Raw genomic sequence first — 19,697 nt, forward strand, 5'->3', positions numbered from 1 at the left:
CAGCGCTATGGAAAAAGAAAGACAAGTACTCGTCATCTTCCCGCACCCCGATGATGAAGCTTTCGGAGTGAGCGGTACAATGAGCCGCTATGTGGACATGGGAGTGCCGGTGACATATGCCTGCCTGACATTCGGCGATATGGGAAGAAACCTCGGCTATCCGCCATTCGCAACACGGGAATCACTGCATGAGATACGCAAAAGGGAAGTCGAGGAAAGCGCCCGCCTGATCGGACTTGATGATCTCAGGCTTCTCGGATACCGGGACAAGACACTCGAATTCGAGCCGCCCGGCCATTTGAAGGGCGTCGTCAGGGATATGATCGATGAGCTCGAGCCGAGCCGGATCATCACCTTCTACCCCGGCTATTCCGTCCACCCGGACCATGAAGCCACTGCAGAGGCAGTCATAGAGGCCGTATCGGAAATGCCGGCATCAGAACGCCCGGCATTGCAGCTCGTCGCCTTCAGCAATAACACCCTTCAGGATCTTGGCGAGCCGGACATCGTCGTCAATATCGAAGGATACGAAGAACGCAAAGAGAAGATCATGGCAGCCCACGAATCACAGACCGGCCCCCTGCTCAAGACGCTTGCCGGCAACACGCAGGAGAGCGAAGCAGCCCGCCAGATGTGGATGAAGAATGAAACATTCTACAGTTATGATATAGATTAAGGAGTAGACACATGGAACAATTGGATCTTAGTACTAGAGAAGCACGTTTCAGGCACTTCGGGTCCGTCGAGCCGATCGAAGGCACGAAACCCGTAGAGAAGGAAATGATGGTAGACCTGCAGAGCTCGAAGAAGGATTTCCTGTTTGAAGTCGATTCCGTCGGCATCAACAATCTGAGCTATCCTGTAGTCATCGGCGACTTCCAGTCCGTCGGAACCTTCGAGCTTGCCACCAGCTTGAGAAGGAATGAAAAAGGCATCAACATGAGCCGTATCCTCGAATCCCTGGAAACCGAGAATGACGGCGGCGTACCACTTACTTTCGACACTTTGGAAAACGTACTTCAAATATTGCGCGTACGCATGCATCAGGACGAGGCTGAAGTCACAGGCTCGGGGAAATGGTATTTCTCAAAACCAAGCCCACACACGATGCTCAGCGGTATGGCCCATGCAGACGTCGAATATTCCATGAGGATTTCCGATTCCGGCGTCGAGCACAAACAGCTCGGAATGACGGCGATGGTGACTACACTGTGCCCATGTTCGAAGGAAATCAGCGAATACAGTGCACACAATCAACGCGGGTACGTGAAGGTGCTGCTTGATATCGATCCGGACGCGGACCTGCCGGAAGATCATAAGGAGCAGCTGTACGGACTGCTCGAAATCAATGCATCATCCCAGCTCTATCCGATATTGAAACGTACAGACGAGAAGATGGTCACAGAACGTGCCTATGAAAATCCACGCTTTGTAGAGGACCTCATCCGCCTGATCGCCTATGATCTTGTCGAACTCGACTGGGTCAAAGGCTTCGAACTCGAATGCCGCAATGAAGAGAGCATTCACCAGCACGACGCCTTCAGCAGGATGTCATATCAAAAGTAAAAAGTTCCCCGTTCCACGGCGGATATGGCATATCAAATAGAAATAGAGGCCAGCGCACATGCGCTGGCCTCTATTTGTTGAATTGATCTTATATGACTAGTGCTGCCTTTCTCCTGCAGCCGGCAGGATATTATTCAATGCATCATTGATGGTCATGATTCCGATGAACTTCGAACCATCCATTACTACGGCCAGCTGTTCGCTCGACTGACGCATGCGCCTCAGGCCTTCATGCACCAGCGTGCCCGATTCAAGTATAAAGGCGGGGCGGGCTATTTCCTTCACTGGGCGCTCTCCGGCTTCAAGCAGTGTATCCCTCACATGGATTACAAGAGGGGCTCCCTCCTCGTCATCCATTACAAGAATACGTTTATGTCCGGACTGCTCTGTTGCCTTCTGGAGCTCACGGACCGTTGCATCGGAAGGAACGGCTGTCGGCTGCCTTCCTTCCGCAACAAGGTCATCCACTTTCAAGGTTTCCAGATCCAACGCGCCTGATATTGGAGTACGCATTGATGCATCGAGCGTCCCCGCCTGTGCAGAATGCTCTACGAGGTGGCGCATTGTTGCAGCATCCTGACCACCGACGGCTGCACTTTCAACCGGTTCCACCCCTGAAAGCTTGACGAGACGGTTGGCAATGTCATTGACCCATTTAAGAAGGGGCCTGAAGACCCAAACGAATGCCCGGGCTGGCGGGCTGACCATGATCGCCGATTTCTCGGGATGGGCGATCGCCCATGATTTTGGCGCCATTTCACCGATTACCAGGTGCAGGAATGTCACGACCAGCAGAGAAAGGAAGAACGATGTGCCATCTGCCAGCCAATAGGGAAGCCCGATTTCTGTAAACAGCGGGGAAAGCCAGGAATCAACTGCCGGTTTGGTCACGGCACCAAGCGCGAAAGTACACGCCGTTATACCGAGTTGTGCACCAGCGAGCATTACAGTAAGCTCGTTCACGGATTTCAATGCAGCGCGGGCGCCACGGCTCGTGACGGCTGTCTCTTCAAGCCTATGCCGGCGGGCGCCCAGGAGGGCAAACTCGATGATTACGAAAAATGCCGTCAAGGCGATCAGTGCTGCTGTCACTAACAGGACAATCCATGGATTAGTCATCTCTGTCACTCCTCTGCTGCTTGAGTGCGGATGAAGCTGCATCCGCTTCGTCACTTTCCAACACATGGAGGGTCAGTGAAACAGAAGTGGGAACATGCTTATCCACTTCCTTCACCTCTGCCACGAGGTAGCGTCTGATTGGGTCATCGTGTATGAAATCGGCTGGATCGATCGGCAGCTCAATATTCACAACCTCCCCCACATCCGGCAGGTTGCCGAAATGGGCAATGACCATACCTGCGATGGTTTCATATTCACCTGCCGGCAACTGATGGCCGATCTCGCGTTCCGCTTCGTCTATAGGAAGATCTCCATTCATCTGCCAACTATTTTCCTCCTCCGTCTCTACAGCTGGAGGTACTTCATCATCGTGCTCATCCGTAATTTCGCCCACCAGCTCCTCGGAGAGGTCCTCCAATGTTATGATGCCGATAAAACCGCCGTACTCATCGATGACGCAAGCAAGATCATTTTCGGTTTCAACCATATTGGAACGTGCTTCAGGCAGTGCCATCAGAGTGGGAACCACGAGCGGCGGCTGCATGATTTCAGTTACCGGGGCATCGTCAGATGCATCCCCCAATATATCGGTGAGGTGCACTACCCCGACTGGCTCATCCTCATCATTGATGACGGGATAACGCGTATGTGCTTCTGCCATCATCGAACGTACCTGGCCGATGGATGTATCCGGCCCCACTATATCCGTCCGTGAACGGGGGACCATGGCGTGGTCGACATCCTGCTGCGGAAAATCAAGGATGCGGTCGAGCATCATCGACAGCCCTTCAGGCAGGTCGCCGCTTTCCCTGGAATCTGCAACGATATGTTCAAGATCACGTGCTGTCGCACTGCTGTCGACATCATGCACCGGTTCAATCCTAAAAAGTCTAAGTACACTATTGGCTGACCAGTCGAAGAATTTTATCAGCCAGCCGAAAACTGCAAGGTACATATTCGTCGAGCGGGCAAGGTTCCGTGCCAATGGTTCTGGGTTCGCAATGGCGAGGTTCTTGGGATACAGCTCACCAAAGATCATCTGTACGATTGTGGACAGAGCCAAAGCTGCCACAGTACCCACTGAGATGCTCACAGCAGCCGGCACACCGACGCCCCCGAGCAGAATCCCAAGGCTTTGCCCGACAAGGGGCTCTGCCACATAACCGATGAGCAGTCCCGTCACTGTGATGCCCAGCTGCGCACCGGACAGCATGAAGGACGTACGTTTTGTAACGGTCAGAGCACTTTCGGCCGCCTTGTCTCCCTGATCGGCCAATGCCCCCAGCCTCGAACGGTCGACAGACATGTAGGCGAACTCCTGGGCGACAAAGTAGCCATTGGCTACAATTATCGCGAAGATCACTACAATGCCGAGGAGCAGCGTCAACACTGCAGTCAGCATAGGCTTCCCACCTCCTGCCGGCATGATTGTATATGGAAGTATGGTACCCGTCGTACGATTTCCTTCATTGAATCTCCTCCGCTTTAAAAACTTCAATATTATCAGACTACCCGGAATTTCAGCATGAAAACAAGTGCATATTTCCTGCCATCTTACTTGAATACTACAAACCAAAGTCTGAAAGCATGCTCTTACATCACTTTTCCTTCGGCACCATACCCCGGTTTTCCTCAAAAATGATGTCCCGTATCATGGAGAATTCCTTCGTGAAGACGGAATGCTTTATATCCTCGATGGTCTCTTCTATCCTCTCGAATGCCTCTCTGGCCTGCCGCCCCTCTCCAAGGTGGTGCAGGCTGAGCGGGTAGATGCACGAGCGGGTGGCCATGATGATGCGATCGATCGGGTGCTGCGCGGCCGAACGGATGTACATTCCTTCCTTATAGTTCTCAACTACCATCCTGTAGTCCTTTTTGAAATAGGCCATTTCGAGCAGGAACAATGGATGGTAGAACGCCATATTGCTGGACTGTATGCTGCCAGCTTCGTGATGTGCTTCGATCTTCCTGACATATGCCTCATATAGATCGGCGCGCTGCTGCGCATCGTCAACCAGTACATGGAAGACCGTGATGGGATGGTCTGCATCAATCAGTTCAAGCTCATATTTTTCCTGGCTGTTGAATTGAAGGTACTGTTTCAGGTGTTCCTCATACTTCCCATGGTTCTCCATATCCCCCTCAAGCCCATAGTAGTATCCGAGGATCATATTGGCTGAAAAGAAGTATTTGAAGTTCTCCATGTCATAGGACAGCTCAATCACTCTGTTGGCGAGAGGGATGCATTCCCCCATATCGACCGGGACGGAAAAGATGCCCTTCAGATAGACGTATTCCAATTCGAGATGCGGGTCATACGCCTTGAATTCCATGACCTCCGCCTCAGAATCGACCAGCCGGTTGTAGGCTTCCGTATAATCCTGGCTGTACATGAGGGAAATGGCATCATTCAGCCTGTTCTTCACGACGAGATGTTCTATGCCGATGCGCCTGTAGAAATTGCCGATTTTTTCCGTATATTCGTCTGCAGTCGCATGCTCCCCCTTATACCTGTAGTAGATGCGGATGATGTTGTATAGATCCATCCCCTTACTGCCCTGGGAAACACGGTCGAGGTGGGGCAGAATATTCTTTTCTATATGCTCGAAAGGGAATGAGAAGTAATGGCTGAAATCGGCTTCGGCCAACATCTGCCGTGTCCACTCCTCATCTCCTTCACGGGTGAGGTAGCCGATTGAGACATCAAGCTTCTTCGCAATATGGGAGAGCGTCGTCATGGAAGGCTGTGACTTGTCATTTTCTATAAGGCTCAGCATACCCTTGGTGATCTTGCCGCCTGCCAGATCCACCAGCGTCATATTCCTTTCTTTCCGCAACTGTCTGATGCGTTTTCCCAAAGTCATAATCTCATCTCCAAAATATTATAGTTTAATTATATTAAACTTTTAATTGACAAGCAACCATTTCGGCATTATAATAAGTTTAATTAAATTAAACAAAGGGGTGGGGAAATGGTTTTTGATAAAAAGTTGCCCATGCAGGAACGTCTCAACTTCATTGTCTACGCCTTGAGCCGCTTCGTCCTGAGCGTCGGGAAATATGTCTACCTGTTCGCCGTGAGCTACTACATCCTGTATGAAACAGGATCGGCACTCTACTTCTCGGTCAACATGGCGATCAGCATTGCCACCACCGTACTCCTGCTGCCATTTTCCGGCGTCTTGAGCGACTTCGGAAATAAGAGGAGGATCATCATTACAGGCGAGACCATGAACAGCATCATACTCCTTGGCTTCTTCCTCTACACGACGATGTATGACGTCACCCTGCTGGCCATCTACATGGTCACATTCCTGACTTCCATGATCGAGCCATTCATCTCCAATGCCTTTCAGGCTGCCATGACCGAACTTTTCCATAAGGATAGGATACAGAAGGTGATGGGGTACACTTCTGCCATCCTCTCATCGACGGTCATCCTCGGCCCCATCCTTGGCGGTGCGCTGTTCGGACTGCTGAGTTTCAGCAACATCATCATGATCTTCCTCATCGCCTACATCATTTCCGCCGCCCTCGATTTCCTTATGGACTTCACGCTCCACTCCACCAGAGAGGAGAATGTGGAAAATAATGATGAGGGCGGAGGGATGGACAGATTCAAACGCGACATCAGCCGGGGCTTCATTTTCATCGCGGGGAATGAAGTCTTCAAACCCCTTCTGCTCATTGGTGCACTGATCAACTTCATGGCGGGCGTCATAACGATCTTTCCGGAGAAGATGATGATTCATGAGCTGTCACTGCAGCCTGGGACGGTCGGCATCATCAATGCGATCGGCGGCCTGGGGGTGCTTGCCGGAGGCGTGGCGGTCGCCAGGATGAGAGGACTTGACCACCCCTTCCTCCTCATGAAGCGCGGGATGCTGGCATTTGCCGGCCTGGTGGTCCTCTATCTTCTGCCGCTGTACCTCAATGGGGGCATCATCTCCCACATACTCATCATCGGAAGTGTCGGAATCGGTATTGCCCTGGCGCTGCAGTTCATCAATATACCCATCAACCTCTTCGTCCAGCTCGTCACTCCGCAGCATGTCAAAGGACGGGTATTTTCAGTCATGAACCTATGTTCCATGAGCATCATGCCGGTCGGCGCAATCTTCTATGGCTTCCTCTATGATTTTGAGCTCTACTGGCTGATCAATGCCGCCAGTGCAGTCCTGATGATTGCGGTAGTCCTGCTTTTCTTCAATGAAGGACTCCTCGCCAAATCGAAAAGGATGTATATTGCGGCCAAGGCGGAGCCCGGGGAACTCGAGCGTGAACCAGCAGAGGAAGACGCCCACCCTGAAACCAGCCTTCAGAGCATATAGAAAGATGCCCGTTTCCATAAATGGAAGCGGACATCTTTGATGATGTTGCGGCAACAATTGCCATTTATTATTCTGTTCCGTCACGAATAGGGGGCGTTCCTCCCCATTCTATGATTCGGCCGATTCACCGGCCTGGGCTTCCTGTTTCTCTTCAAGTGAATGAAGCGCCTCTTCGATGGCCAGGGCGACACCATCTTCGATGTTGGTCGCCGTCACCTTGTCCGCGATGCCTTTGACTTCCGAAGCTGCATTGCCCATGGCAACTGCTGTGCCGACACGTTTGAGCATGGAGATGTCGTTCAGGTTATCGCCGACTGCCATCACATCCTTCATATCGATGCCCATGATTTCTGCGATGTGGGCCAGAGCAATCCCCTTCTGCGCATTTTCATGCGTCAGCTCGATGTTGCCCGCCGAGGATGAAGATACGGCGAGGTTGCCGATTTCATTCAGTTCATTTTTAGCACGTACGAGTTTCGCACGGCTCGATGAAGAAGCAAGGAGCTTCAATATATTCTCGTCCTCACTTTCGAATATCGACCGGTAGTCATCCGTTTCTATCAGCGTTCCGCGTTCGAGCCTTTCTTCCATGAAGTTCCTGATCCGCTCCTCACTCGCAAGGTGGCCCATCTGGCCTGCAAGGTCCATGAATATCTCTATATCCCGCTCGACGCTTGAAGTGTAGATTGCACGGTCCGTATAGATCTGATAGAAGATATCCTCCGCACGGAACACATCTGCAACTTTATGGATCAGCTCTGTATTCAATGCATTGGTGGACAGGATTTCATGCGATTCATTGCGTACTTCGGCCCCATTCAGACAGATGTATGGCAATGGTGTCTCAAGCTCCCTGATGATGCCATGTGCTTCGTAGAATGCACGTCCTGTGGCTACAACGACCTGTACACCGCGTTCCATCGCCTTATTGATCGCCTCCATATTCCGGCGGCTGATATCATGATTGGGACCAAGCAGCGTCCCATCCATATCCAATGCGATTAGTTTGACCATAAGCCTTCTAAAACTCCCTCTATTAGTTTTACTTCATTTTATCAGAAAATTTAATCTACTGGCTATTTTTTTCTCTTTTCCCTCAATGCTCTGAAGAATGATTTTAACATCCCGCCGCACTCCGCTTCCAGGATTCCGCCTGTGACCGCTGCCCTGTGGTTGAATCGTGGTTCCCCGAGAAGGTGCATCAGACTGTCCACCGTACCGCCCTTCGGATCTTTCGCTCCATAGACGACGTGGGGGATGCGGCTCATCACGATGGCACCCGAACACATGACGCACGGTTCCAGTGTGACATACAGCGTGCAGTCTTCAAGACGCCAAGATCCGACCACCTCGCTGGCCTGATTGATGGCGATGACTTCTGCGTGGGTCAACGGATTTTGTGACGTCTCCCTCAAGTTATGGCCGCGGGCGATGACCGCCCCATCATGGACGATGACCGCCCCGATCGGCACCTCACCAAGCGCTTCTGCCTTCTTCGCCTCTTCAATCGCAAGTTTCATGAACGTTTCATGCATCACTCCTGCCACCTTCAGCCATGATGAAACGCCCACCCCGGATGATTTCGGTCACACTGTCGAGTATGATGTCGGCGCCTTCCATATCTTCCCTGCGGCTGGTTCCGCTGAGCACGCCTATGGTCCGCAGACCCTGTTCATAGCCAAGCATCGTATCCGCCCGGTTGTCCCCGATCATCACCATCTCCCTGAGGGCATAGTCATATCTATGGAACAACGGATTGAGGATGCGTATATCCGGCTTGTGGAACTCGGAATCATCCCCTGCGACCACATCGTGCACGACATCCTCCAGGGAGAACTTGCGTACGAAATATTCGGTCGAGAGGCGGCTGTCGCTTGTCACTATGACATTCTTGTAACCTTCCCCCGCCAGATGGTGCAGTACGTCCCCTGCGCCCTCTATCAGTTCCATGCTGTCGCGCAATGAATCGAGGTTCTTTTCATAGAAGGCTTTCATCCATTCACCGCCACCCTTCTGGTAGCGTTCGAAATAATTCTGGATGGTCTCTCCTGTGCCGCTTGCGAGTATGGAGTTCGGTGCAATCTCCCCATCGATCAGGCCCAGCCTGTGCGCCAGCTCATCCTTGATGTCATGGCGGTCGAACTCCTGTGCAAATGCTTCAATGGACCGCTTTGCATAAGGGGTCCATACCTTCTGATAGTCCATCAGCGTCCCGTCTTTATCAAATAAAATTACACGCGTCATTTTGCCTCCCAATTAGAAAAATAAGAAGGCAAAGCGCCTTCTCATTACTTATTTCGTATCGCTTCGAGCATGACTTCCGTCATCTTTTCAAGGTCGTACCGGGGATCGAATCCCCACTGGCGTTTTGCTTCGGTGGAGTCTATTGCGTTCGGCCAGCTTTCTGCAATCCCCTGGCGTACAGGGTCCACATCGTAGTCCAGCTCGAAATCGGGAATATGCTTCCTGATTTCATTCGCCACCATCTCAGGGTTGATGCTCATGGCACTGACATTGAATGCATTGCGGTCCTTGAGCTGTCCAGGGTGCGCTTCCATCAATTTGATGATTGCATCAATCGCATCCTCCATATACATCATGTCCATGTTGGTGCTCTTGTCTATGAATGAAGTATAGCGTCCATTCCTGAGTGCTTCAAAATAGATTTCAACAGCATAGTCCGTCGTACCGCCGCCCGGCTCCTTCACATGCGAGATCAGGCCCGGGAAACGGACCCCCCGCGTATCCACGCCGAACTTCTCATGGTAATAGTCGCACAGCAGCTCGCCTGCCACCTTGTTTACCCCATACATGGTGGTCGGCCGCTGTATGGTGACCTGAGGTGTATTCTCCTTCGGTGTCGACGGGCCGAATGCCCCGATTGAACTTGGGGTGAAGAACTTCAGGCCGAATTCCCGGGCGGTTTCCAGTGCATTCACCAGACCGCCCATATTGATTTCCCATGCAAACTGGGGATTCTTTTCCGCAGTCGCACTCAACAATGAGGCCATATGCATCATCGTATCAGGCTTGAATTCGGAAACCAGTGCCTTCATCCGTTCCTGATCCCTGACATCCAGCACTTCAAAGGGCTTCCCCTTGAGCGCTTCCCCTTCAGGCTCCTTGATATCAGTCGGCAAAACATTCTCTTCCCCATACTTTTCCCTTAGTTTCAGGGTGAGCTCCGTGCCGATCTGGCCGAGCGCACCCGTTATGATAATTCGCTCCATTGCTGTACTCCTTATTTATGAGATTACGTTCAATTCCTTGCCGATCTTTTCGTAGACCGCAAGCGCCTCATCCAGCATTTCCTTCGTGTGCGCCGCAGTCGGCATATTCCTTACCCGGCCTGCCCCTTTCGGAACCGTCGGGAAGACGATGGATTTCGCATAGACGCCCTCTTCCATCAGACGCTTCGAGAACTCCTGCGTCGTCTTTTCATCCCCTATGATGCAAGGCGTTATCGGAGTTTCTGAATTGCCGATATCAAAGCCGAGCTTCTTCAGACCTTCCTTCAGGTAATCGCCGTTCTCCCATACTCTGTCATGCAGCTCTGTAGAAGCCATCAGCATGCGCACCGCTTCAGTAATTGCGCGCGTATCCCCTGGAGTCAGTGATGTGGAGAACAGGAATGGACGTGCCGCCACCTTCAGGTAGTCGATCAGGTCCTGGCTGCCGGCCACATAACCGCCGACGACGCCGATCGCTTTCGACAGTGTACCCATCTGGATATCGATATCCTTCTCCAGACCGAAATGCTTAACTGTGCCGGCTCCTTTGCCCATGACGCCTGAACCATGTGCGTCGTCGACATATGTGATCAGGTCGAATTCCTTTGCGATTTCGACGATTTCAGGCAGCAGTGCAACATCCCCATCCATGGAGAAGACGCCGTCGGTGATATACATGACTTTCCTGTACTGGCCGGACTCCACCGCTTCCTTCGCCTTACTGCGGAGATCCTCCATATCAGAGTGATTGACACGGATGATCTTCGCACGGGACAGGCGGCATCCGTCAATGATGGATGCATGGTTCAGTTCATCGGATAGGATGGCGTCCTCCTTGCCCATGACGGCCTGTATGGCAGCCATGTTGCAGTTGAATCCGGACTGGAATGCAACAGCCGCTTCCGTCCCTTTGAATTTGGCCAGCGTCTCCTCGAGTTCCACATGCAAATCAAGTGTTCCATTGATTGTACGTACAGCTCCTGCCCCCACCCCATGGGAGTCGATCGCTTCCTTCGCCACCTTCTTTAATGTCTCGTCTGTTGCCAGACCCAGATAGTTGTTGGAAGACAGGTTGATCAATTTTTTCCCCTCAATCGTGATTTCAGGACCATTCGCGCCCTCTACGACATTGATCTCATTATAAAGCCCATTTTCCTTGAGTTCCTGCAGGTTCGATGCAAGATATTCGTCCAAAATTTTAGACATTGTCCATCTCCTCCTCTTTCCCATATCATATCACAAGTGGAACTTCACTTAGAATTGAAAACATGGGTTTTATTATGTTTATAAAAGTGCGAAAATTTGATAAAATTATGTAATATAATTTATGGAGGCGAATTAAATGACGATAGATGAAATCGCAAAAACCATACTCCCTGATATGGTCGAAAACAGACGATATATGCACATGCATCCTGAAGTTTCATTTCAGGAGGATGAGACGTATCAATACATACTGGAACGCCTGAAACGCTACCCGGGCGTTACGGTCCGGGAAGGTGTCGGCGGACGCGGCCTGCTTGCCACAATCGGCGATGCACCCCATCCCCACATCGCCATCCGCGCCGACTTTGATGCACTGCCGATCCATGATGAGAAGGATGTGCCATACAGGTCGACGGTCGATGGTGTGATGCATGCATGCGGACACGATGCCCATACAAGCACCCTCCTCGCCTTGCTGGAACTAGTACACAGGAATCGTGAAGATCTCAAGGGCAGTGTCTCCTTCATCTTCCAGTTCGCCGAAGAAGTGCAGCCCGGCGGCGCGATTTCGATGGTGGAGGACGGTGTTCTTGAAGGCATCGACAAAGTCTACGGGCAGCACTACTGGAGCCAATACCCGACCCATCAGATCAAGACGAAACCGGGACCGGTCATCTCGAGCCCCGATATGTTCACGATCCGGATACAGGGCAGGGGCGGACATGCCGCAAAGCCCCAGAACTCGGTCGATCCGGTCGTCATCGCCGCAGAACTCATCACAAATCTGCAGACTGCGGTCTCAAGACAGGTTTCCCCACTGGATAATGCAGTCGTGACCGTCGGCAAAGTACGGGCCGGCGATGCTTTCAATGTCATACCGGATTCTGCCGAACTCATAGGGACTGTGCGGACATTCGACCACGCTGTGAAGGAGCGGATCCGCGACATCTTCCATCAGGAGGCCCAACTGACCGCTGAAAAGCGGGGGGCGAGAGCAGAAGTCGACTATAATTTCGGCTATCCTGCAGTCGTCAACCATGAATCGGAAGCCTCAGTGATCCAGCAGGCAGCCGAAGCACTGGGATTCGACTTCGAGGAGGCCAAACCACTGATGATCGGGGAGGATTTCTCCTATTACATCAATGAACGGCCCGGCGCATTCTTCTTCACCGGATCCGGAAACTCTGGAAAGCACAGCGACTATGTGCATCATCACCCGAAATTCGACATGGACGAAGATGCCATGCAAAGCGGTCTGTCCATGTTCATGAAAATACTTGAAATCGAGCAGGTGATCGAATGGAAATAGAAATGATAGAACATCTGACGGAAACCCACTACAACGAAATGGTGCGTCTGCGCCGCCATTTTCACATGTACCCCGAACTTTCATTCCATGAGGTCCAGACGCCCGCATATATTGCTGAATACCTGCGGGAACTCGGCCTCGATGTACAGGAAGGTGTCGGCGGACGCGGCGTGGTCGGCAGGCTGATCACCGATCCTTCCCTCCCTACTGTAGCACTGCGGGCTGATTTCGACGCCCTTCCCATCCAGGACCAGAAGGATGTGCCGTACAGGTCCACTGTCCCCGGAGTCATGCATGCATGCGGACACGATGCCCACACAGCTGTGCTGCTCACCGTCGCACGCATCCTCTCGGAGAATAGGAAGCATCTGAAGGGCAACGTGGTGTTCATCCACCAGCATGCCGAAGAAGTGGATCCCGGCGGCGCCATACAGATGATTGCCGACGGATGCCTGGAGGACGTCGATGTCATTTTCGGACAGCATGTGACAAGCAGTCTCGATGTCGGCACCATCGGATATAAATATGGCACGGCCACAGGCATGCCTGATGATTTCACCATAAAGATACATGGACGCGGAGGACATGCCTCAAAACCGCATGCGGCCACCGACCCCATGGCGGCGGCGATCTCTTTCTGCAATCAGCTGCAGTACATCGTCACCCGCAAATCGAAACCGATGGAACCGGTCGTCCTGTCCATCACGATGTTCAACGGCGGACACCAGCATAACATCATCCCGGACGAGGTTGAGGTCGGAGGAACCATCCGCACCTTCAATGCCGAGGCGCAGAATGTCATGATCACAGAGCTGAAGAAGTGTCTCGAAGGGCTCGTCACCACTACAGGCATCTCCTATGACCTGGACTACATGAAGGGGTATCCGCCTGTAGTGAATACGACTGATGAGACGGATCTTGTACTGGCGGCGGCAAAGCAGGTCTCCACCGTGAAGGAAGTCCAGGAGCTGGAACCGGACCTCGGCGGCGAGGACTTCTCCTACTACCTGCAGCGTGTGCCCGGCACCTTCTACTACACCGGGACACGGAACCCCAACTTCAAAGCGGATTACCCGCATCATCATGGCAAATTCGACATTGATGAAAAGGGCCTGACGAACGCAGTGTCCGTCATGCTGAAATCCGTATTCAACTATCTGGAAAAGGAGTCTTACGAATGATGGACCTGACCAATGAAATAGAACAGCACTATGAGGATATGGTCGCCATACGCCGCCATATGCACATGCACCCTGAAGTATCGTTTGAAGAGGAGAATACGAAGCGTTATATATATGAGCAGATCAAGGATCTCGGCTTTGATATCCGTCAGGATGTAGGCGGTAATGGCATTGTGGCGCGTCTCCATGTAAGTGACGACTATAAGACAGTCGGACTGCGCGCCGACTTCGATGCCCTGCCGATCCAGGACGAAAAGGATGTTCCCTACAGATCGACCAACCCGGGTGTGATGCATGCTTGCGGCCATGATGCCCACACGGCAATACTGATTACAGCAGCTCGCATACTGGCCGCACACAAAGAGGAACTCCCCGTCAACGTGGTCCTCATCCACCAGCATGCAGAAGAGCTGCTTCCTGGAGGGGCCAAAGCGATGATTGAGGACGGAGCTTTGGAAGGTATCGATTATGTATTCGGAACACACGTCTCCAGCCTCTATCCCGTCGGTACCCTCTCATATACCTATGATTATGCATTTGCAAGTGCCGATGCATTTTCGATCGAGATAGAAGGAAGGGGCGGCCATGGCGCTGAACCCCATGAGGCAATCGATCCTGTTGTTGCTGCAGCCTCCCTCATCCAGCAGATGCAGAGCATCGTCTCAAGAACCATAGATCCGCTGAAATCTGCTGTCGTCACCGTATCTACCTTCAATGGAGGGTCCTCCTTCAATGTCATTCCAAACACCGTTGAAATCAGCGGTACAATCAGGACCTTTGAAAAGGAAGTCAAAGAAAGGGTACGGCAGCGCATCGAAGGCATCATCCGCGGGATTGAGTCGAGCTTCGACGTCAAATGCCATCTAAAATATACCGATGGCTATCCGGCACTGCTCAATGACAACGGTCAGCTGGACCACACATTGAATGTATTGAAGAATGCCAGCTACGTGAAGACCTGCGAAGAAAACCCACCATCCATGGGAGGAGAAGACTTCTCCTACTTCCTGCAGGAAAGACCGGGATGCTACTTCTATACAGGAGTGAGAAACACAGATATCGGTGCCGATCAGCCCCACCACCATCCGCTGTTCGATATTGATGAGCGCGGCATGAAAGCCGGTGTCGAAGCACTCGTAAAGATAGTGCTGGGATTTGATAAGTAGAATAAAGGCGTCCTCCGCTGGAGGACGCCTTTATTTACCACAAAAAAAGAGCCGGGGGACCCGGCTCTTTCCTCCAATAAAATTGGATTATTTGATGATGTCAGTTACAACGCCTGATCCAACAGTACGTCCACCTTCACGGATGGAGAAACGTGTACCGTCTTCGATAGCGATTGGAGAAATGAGTTGAACTGTCATTTCAACGTTGTCGCCAGGCATAACCATTTCAGTACCTTCAGGAAGGTTAACTACACCAGTTACGTCCGTAGTACGGAAGTAGAACTGTGGGCGGTAGTTGTTGAAGAATGGAGTGTGACGTCCACCTTCTTCTTTTGAAAGAACATAAACTTCTGCTTTGAACTCTGTGTGTGGAGTGATGGATCCAGGCGCAGCAAGTACTTGGCCACGTTGGATGTCGTCACGGGATACACCACGGAGAAGCGCGCCGATGTTGTCGCCAGCTTCAGCATAGTCAAGAAGCTTACGGAACATTTCAACACCTGTAACAGTTGTTTTGGAGGACTCTTCAGCAAGACCGATGATTTCAACTTCGTCACCGACTTTGATTTGTCCACGGTCAACACGACCTGTAGCAACTGTACCACGGCCAGTGATGGAGAATACGTCCTCTACTGGCATCATGAATGGCTTGTCAGAGTCACGTTCTGGAGTTGGGATGTACTCATCCACAGCTTCCATCAGTTCGAGAATTTTATCTTCATAAGCTTCGTCGCCTTCAAGTGCTTTGAGGGCAGAACCAGCGATTACTGGGATGTCGTCGCCAGGGAAGTCGTATTCGGAAAGAAGTTCACGTACTTCCATTTCTACGAGTTCAAGAAGCTCTTCGTCGTCTACCATGTCAACTTTGTTGAGGAATACAACAAGCGCAGGTACGCCAACGTTTTTAGAGAGCAGGATGTGCTCACGAGTTTGTGGCATTGGACCGTCTGCTGCAGAAACAACGAGGATACCGCCGTCCATTTGAGCTGCACCAGTGATCATGTTTTTAACGTAGTCAGCGTGTCCTGGGCAGTCAACGTGCGCATAGTGACGCTTTTCAGTTTCATACTCGATGTGGGAAGTGTTGATTGTGATTCCACGCTCTTTTTCTTCTGGAGCGTTGTCGATCATGTCATAGCTCTGAGCTTCACCGGAACCTCTTTTAGCAAGAACAGTCGCGATAGCAGCTGTCAGAGTTGTTTTACCATGGTCAACGTGACCAATTGTACCAATATTGGCATGTGTTTTGGAACGGTCGAATTTTTCTTTTGCCATTTCGTATACCTCTCCTTAAATAAAGTTATTATTTATTTTATATTGAAACTCGGAGCGGGCTGCACCCGCCCGAGGTGTTTCTAAATCACTTATAAATGATTCAAGCGTAAAAATCAAGCGGGCTGATTATTCACCTTTATTTTTCTTGATGATTTCTTCAGAGATTGATTTCGGCACTTCTTCATAGTGATCGAATGTCATTGTATAAGTCCCGCGGCCTTGCGTGTTTGAACGCAGGTTGGTCGCATATCCGAACATTTCGGAAAGTGGAACGAATGCGTTGACGACTTGGGCGTTACCGCGTGCAGCCATACCTTCGACACGGCCACGACGGCTTGTAACGTCACCCATGATGTCTCCCATGTACTCTTCAGGCATTACGATTTCAACCTTCATCATCGGCTCAAGGATTACAGGGTCACAAACTTTAGCAGCTTCTTTGAGTGCCAGGGATGCAGCCACCTTGAAGGCCATCTCAGAGGAGTCGACATCGTGGTAGGAACCATCGAAGAGTTTCGCTTTGACGTCTACCATAGGGTAGCCGGCAAGCACACCGTTTTCCATGGAATCCCTGATACCTGCTTCTACGGATGGGATATATTCACGTGGTACCACACCACCGACGATTGCGTTTTCGAACTCGAATCCGCCACCGACTTCGTTAGGTGTGAACTCAACATGAACGTCACCGTATTGGCCGCGGCCACCGGATTGACGTGTGAATTTACCTTGAACAGAAGCCTGCTTCTTGAATGTTTCACGGTAGGATACCATTGGTGCACCTACGTTACACTCAACTTTGAATTCACGCTTCATACGGTCGACAAGAATGTCGAGGTGAAGCTCACCCATACCACCGATGATGACCTGTCCAGTCTCATTGTCAGTGTGGGCTGTGAATGTAGGGTCCTCTTCCTGAAGCTTGACGAGGGCGTTTGTCATCTTGTCCTGGTCAGCTTTGGATTTCGGTTCTACAGACAGGTGGATAACCGGTTCAGGGAAGTCCATGGACTCAAGAATAACCTGATTCTTTTCATCACACAGCGTATCTCCTGTACCAGTATCTTTGAGTCCGATTGCTGCTGCGATATCTCCAGAGTAGACTGTGGAGATCTCCTGACGGGAGTTCGCATGCATCTGCAGGATACGTCCGACACGCTCACGCTTGTCTTTCGTAGTATTCCTGATGTAGGAACCTGCGTCCAGTGTACCGGAGTACACACGGAAGAAAGTAAGTTTACCCACGAATGGGTCTGTCATTACTTTGAATGCAAGTGCAGCAAATGGTTCGGAATCATCCGGCTTCGCAATGATCTCTGTATCTTCATCATCCTTTTTGTGTCCAACGATAGGTTTTACATCAAGTGGTGATGGCAGATAGTCGATTGTTGCATTAAGGAGCAATTGTACCCCTTTGTTCTTGAAGGCAGTACCGCACATTACAGGGTAGAACTCGACATCACATGTCGCCTGGCGGATTGCAGCTTTCAGTTCATCCACTGAAAGCTCTTCTCCACCCAGGTATTTTTCCATGACGTCTTCATTCACATCAGCGAGTCCTTCGATGAGGCCCTCTCTGAGTTCGTCTGCTTTATCTTTATATTCAGCCGGGATTTCGATTTCTTCGATCTCCGTACCCAGGTCGTTGTTGTAGTGGAATGCCTTCATCTCTACCAGGTCGATGATGCCTGTGAAGTCATCTTCAGCACCGATCGGCAGCTGGATAGGGTGTGCATTCGCCTGCAGGCGGTCCCTGAGTGTACTTACTGAATACTCGAAATCCGCACCGACTTTGTCCATCTTGTTGATGAATACAACACGTGGAACGCCGTATGTCGTAGCCTGTCTCCAGACTGTTTCAGTCTGCGGCTCGACACCTGATTGGGCATCAAGAACTGTTACCGCACCATCAAGTACACGGAGGGAACGTTCAACTTCTACAGTGAAGTCGACGTGTCCTGGTGTATCGATGATGTTGACGCGGTGACCGTCCCACTGCGCTGTTGTGGCAGCGGATGTGATCGTGATTCCACGTTCCTGTTCCTGCTCCATCCAGTCCATCTGGGATGCACCTTCGTGAGTTTCACCAATCTTGTGGATGCGGCCTGTATAATAAAGAATACGTTCAGTCGTCGTCGTCTTACCAGCATCGATGTGGGCCATGATACCGATATTACGCGTTTTATCTAAAGAGAATTCTCTTGCCATTTGTATCCTTTTCTCCTTCCAGGAATGGGATGAAATTAAGCTAAGTGGCTATGGGGCTCCGACTACCAGCGGTAGTGAGCGAATGCCCTGTTTGCTTCAGCCATCTTGTGTGTATCTTCACGCTTCTTGACGGCTCCGCCTGTGTTGTTGGCAGCATCAAGAATTTCGTTCGCCAGACGTTCTTCCATTGTCTTTTCCCCACGCAGACGTGCGTAGTTCACGAGCCAACGAAGTCCGAGAGTTGTACGGCGGTCTGCACGTACCTCTACTGGCACCTGGTAGTTTGAACCACCTACACGGCGTGCTTTAACTTCAAGTACCGGCATGATGTTCTCGATCGCTTCATCAAAAACTTCGATTGCATCCCTGCCAGAACGTTCCTGTACAAGATCAAATGCTGAATAGAGAATTCTTTGGGATGTACCGCGTTTTCCGTCCACCATCATTTTATTGATAAGCTTAGTCACAAGTTTGGAATTGTGGATCGGATCCGGCAATACGTCTCTTTTGGCAACTGGTCCTTTACGTGGCATAGTCATCCTCCTTTCAAAATTGGGTTTATCCGACCGTCATATCATGACGGAATTATTTTTTCTTAGGGCGTTTAGTACCGTAGAGTGAACGGCCTTGTCTGCGGTCGTTGACACCTGAAGTATCAAGCGCACCACGTACGATATGGTAACGTACACCAGGAAGGTCCTTTACACGTCCACCACGAATAAGTACTACACTGTGTTCCTGCAGGTTGTGCCCGATTCCAGGAATATATGCGTTCACTTCAACATTATTTGAAAGTCTCACACGTGCATATTTACGCAGAGCGGAGTTCGGTTTCTTAGGAGTCATTGTTCCAACACGAGTACAAACACCGCGTTTCTGTGGTGCATTTTCGTGTGTCACACGCTTCTTAAGGCTGTTGAACCCTCTGTTCAATGCTGGTGAGTCTGATTTCTGTCCTTTTGATTGACGAGGTTTTCTTACAAGCTGATTAATCGTTGGCATGGTTTTCCTCCTCTCTTCATTAATCCCACACATCCAGGTGGTTCATTTTTAGGGTATAAAAAATGTGTAAGACTGAAATCTTACATTTCAACATTTTCTATCTC

General features: G+C 51.0%; 18 protein-coding genes. 6 read left to right on the top strand and 12 right to left on the bottom strand.

Annotated features, from left to right (window positions below; genetic code table 11):
- Positions 1-7: 7 nt before the first annotated feature.
- Positions 8-676, top strand: a complete 669-nt coding sequence (bshB2, locus tag EDC33_RS08610; protein ID WP_031545870.1) for a bacillithiol biosynthesis deacetylase BshB2 — start codon at positions 8-10, stop codon at positions 674-676.
- 11 nt (positions 677-687) lie between these two features.
- Positions 688-1,566 (top strand): GTP cyclohydrolase FolE2, encoded by an 879-nt coding sequence (gene folE2 / locus EDC33_RS08615; RefSeq protein WP_124010870.1) that lies wholly within the window; start codon positions 688-690, stop codon positions 1,564-1,566.
- A gap of 96 nt (positions 1,567-1,662) precedes the next feature.
- Here the strand turns inward: folE2 and EDC33_RS08620 are convergent, their stop codons facing one another.
- The 3 genes from EDC33_RS08620 to EDC33_RS08630 form a co-directional block, all read right to left on the bottom strand.
- Entirely contained in the window at positions 1,663-2,685 is a 1,023-nt protein-coding gene (locus EDC33_RS08620) for a hemolysin family protein (RefSeq protein WP_124010871.1), read from the bottom strand.
- Complete coding sequence (locus EDC33_RS08625; RefSeq protein ID WP_124010872.1) at positions 2,678-4,087, bottom strand: hemolysin family protein; 1,410 nt, start codon at positions 4,085-4,087, stop codon at positions 2,678-2,680. The genes EDC33_RS08620 and EDC33_RS08625 overlap by 8 nt, the downstream gene beginning before the upstream one ends.
- A gap of 196 nt (positions 4,088-4,283) precedes the next feature.
- Positions 4,284-5,549 (bottom strand): helix-turn-helix domain-containing protein, encoded by a 1,266-nt coding sequence (locus EDC33_RS08630; RefSeq protein ID WP_124010873.1) that lies wholly within the window; start codon positions 5,547-5,549, stop codon positions 4,284-4,286.
- 108 nt (positions 5,550-5,657) lie between these two features.
- On the opposite strand from EDC33_RS08630, the gene EDC33_RS08635 reads away from it, so the two are divergent.
- On the top strand, positions 5,658-7,016 hold the full coding sequence (locus EDC33_RS08635) for an MFS transporter (protein WP_124010874.1): 1,359 nt from the start codon (positions 5,658-5,660) through the stop codon (positions 7,014-7,016).
- Between the two features lie 108 nt (positions 7,017-7,124).
- On the opposite strand, the gene EDC33_RS08640 is transcribed toward EDC33_RS08635, so the two are convergent.
- The 5 genes from EDC33_RS08640 to EDC33_RS08660 form a co-directional block, all read right to left on the bottom strand.
- Positions 7,125-8,030 carry a Cof-type HAD-IIB family hydrolase gene (locus EDC33_RS08640; RefSeq protein WP_124010875.1) on the bottom strand — a complete coding sequence of 302 codons (906 nt, stop codon included), beginning with the start codon at positions 8,028-8,030 and terminating at the stop codon, positions 7,125-7,127.
- Positions 8,031-8,092: 62 nt separating this feature from the next.
- Entirely contained in the window at positions 8,093-8,551 is a 459-nt protein-coding gene (gene tadA, locus EDC33_RS08645; protein ID WP_124010876.1) for a tRNA adenosine(34) deaminase TadA, read from the bottom strand.
- Positions 8,544-9,260 carry an HAD family hydrolase gene (locus EDC33_RS08650; protein WP_124010877.1) on the bottom strand — a complete coding sequence of 239 codons (717 nt, stop codon included), beginning with the start codon at positions 9,258-9,260 and terminating at the stop codon, positions 8,544-8,546. The genes tadA and EDC33_RS08650 overlap by 8 nt, the downstream gene beginning before the upstream one ends.
- 44 nt (positions 9,261-9,304) lie before the next feature.
- Positions 9,305-10,246: an L-threonine 3-dehydrogenase gene (locus EDC33_RS08655; protein WP_124010878.1), complete on the bottom strand. Its 942-nt coding sequence runs from the start codon at positions 10,244-10,246 to the stop codon at positions 9,305-9,307.
- 15 nt (positions 10,247-10,261) lie between these two features.
- Complete coding sequence (locus tag EDC33_RS08660) at positions 10,262-11,452, bottom strand: glycine C-acetyltransferase (protein ID WP_040106270.1); 1,191 nt, start codon at positions 11,450-11,452, stop codon at positions 10,262-10,264.
- Between the two features lie 136 nt (positions 11,453-11,588).
- On the opposite strand from EDC33_RS08660, the gene EDC33_RS08665 reads away from it, so the two are divergent.
- Genes EDC33_RS08665 through EDC33_RS08675 form a run of 3 tightly spaced genes read left to right on the top strand, consistent with a single transcriptional unit; the run spans position 11,589 to position 15,108 of the window.
- Entirely contained in the window at positions 11,589-12,761 is a 1,173-nt protein-coding gene (locus EDC33_RS08665) for an amidohydrolase (RefSeq protein WP_124010879.1), read from the top strand.
- Positions 12,752-13,942 carry a M20 metallopeptidase family protein gene (locus EDC33_RS08670; protein WP_124010880.1) on the top strand — a complete coding sequence of 397 codons (1,191 nt, stop codon included), beginning with the start codon at positions 12,752-12,754 and terminating at the stop codon, positions 13,940-13,942. The genes EDC33_RS08665 and EDC33_RS08670 overlap by 10 nt, the downstream gene beginning before the upstream one ends.
- Entirely contained in the window at positions 13,939-15,108 is a 1,170-nt protein-coding gene (locus tag EDC33_RS08675; RefSeq protein WP_124010881.1) for a M20 metallopeptidase family protein, read from the top strand. The genes EDC33_RS08670 and EDC33_RS08675 overlap by 4 nt, the downstream gene beginning before the upstream one ends.
- Positions 15,109-15,195: 87 nt before the next feature.
- On the opposite strand, the gene tuf is transcribed toward EDC33_RS08675, so the two are convergent.
- The 4 genes from tuf to rpsL all read right to left on the bottom strand — a co-directional run bounded on the left by tuf (position 15,196) and on the right by rpsL (position 19,593).
- Entirely contained in the window at positions 15,196-16,383 is a 1,188-nt protein-coding gene (gene tuf, locus EDC33_RS08680; protein ID WP_124010882.1) for an elongation factor Tu, read from the bottom strand.
- Positions 16,384-16,509: 126 nt separating this feature from the next.
- On the bottom strand, positions 16,510-18,591 hold the full coding sequence (gene fusA / locus EDC33_RS08685) for an elongation factor G (RefSeq protein WP_124010883.1): 2,082 nt from the start codon (positions 18,589-18,591) through the stop codon (positions 16,510-16,512).
- Positions 18,592-18,653: 62 nt separating this feature from the next.
- On the bottom strand, positions 18,654-19,124 hold the full coding sequence (gene rpsG / locus EDC33_RS08690) for a 30S ribosomal protein S7 (protein ID WP_031545910.1): 471 nt from the start codon (positions 19,122-19,124) through the stop codon (positions 18,654-18,656).
- Positions 19,125-19,176: 52 nt separating this feature from the next.
- Positions 19,177-19,593 (bottom strand): 30S ribosomal protein S12, encoded by a 417-nt coding sequence (gene rpsL, locus EDC33_RS08695; RefSeq protein WP_031545912.1) that lies wholly within the window; start codon positions 19,591-19,593, stop codon positions 19,177-19,179.
- Between the last annotated feature and the right edge of the window lie 104 nt (positions 19,594-19,697).

The organism is Salinicoccus roseus (assembly GCF_003814515.1).
GTDB lineage: Bacteria > Bacillota > Bacilli > Staphylococcales > Salinicoccaceae > Salinicoccus > Salinicoccus roseus.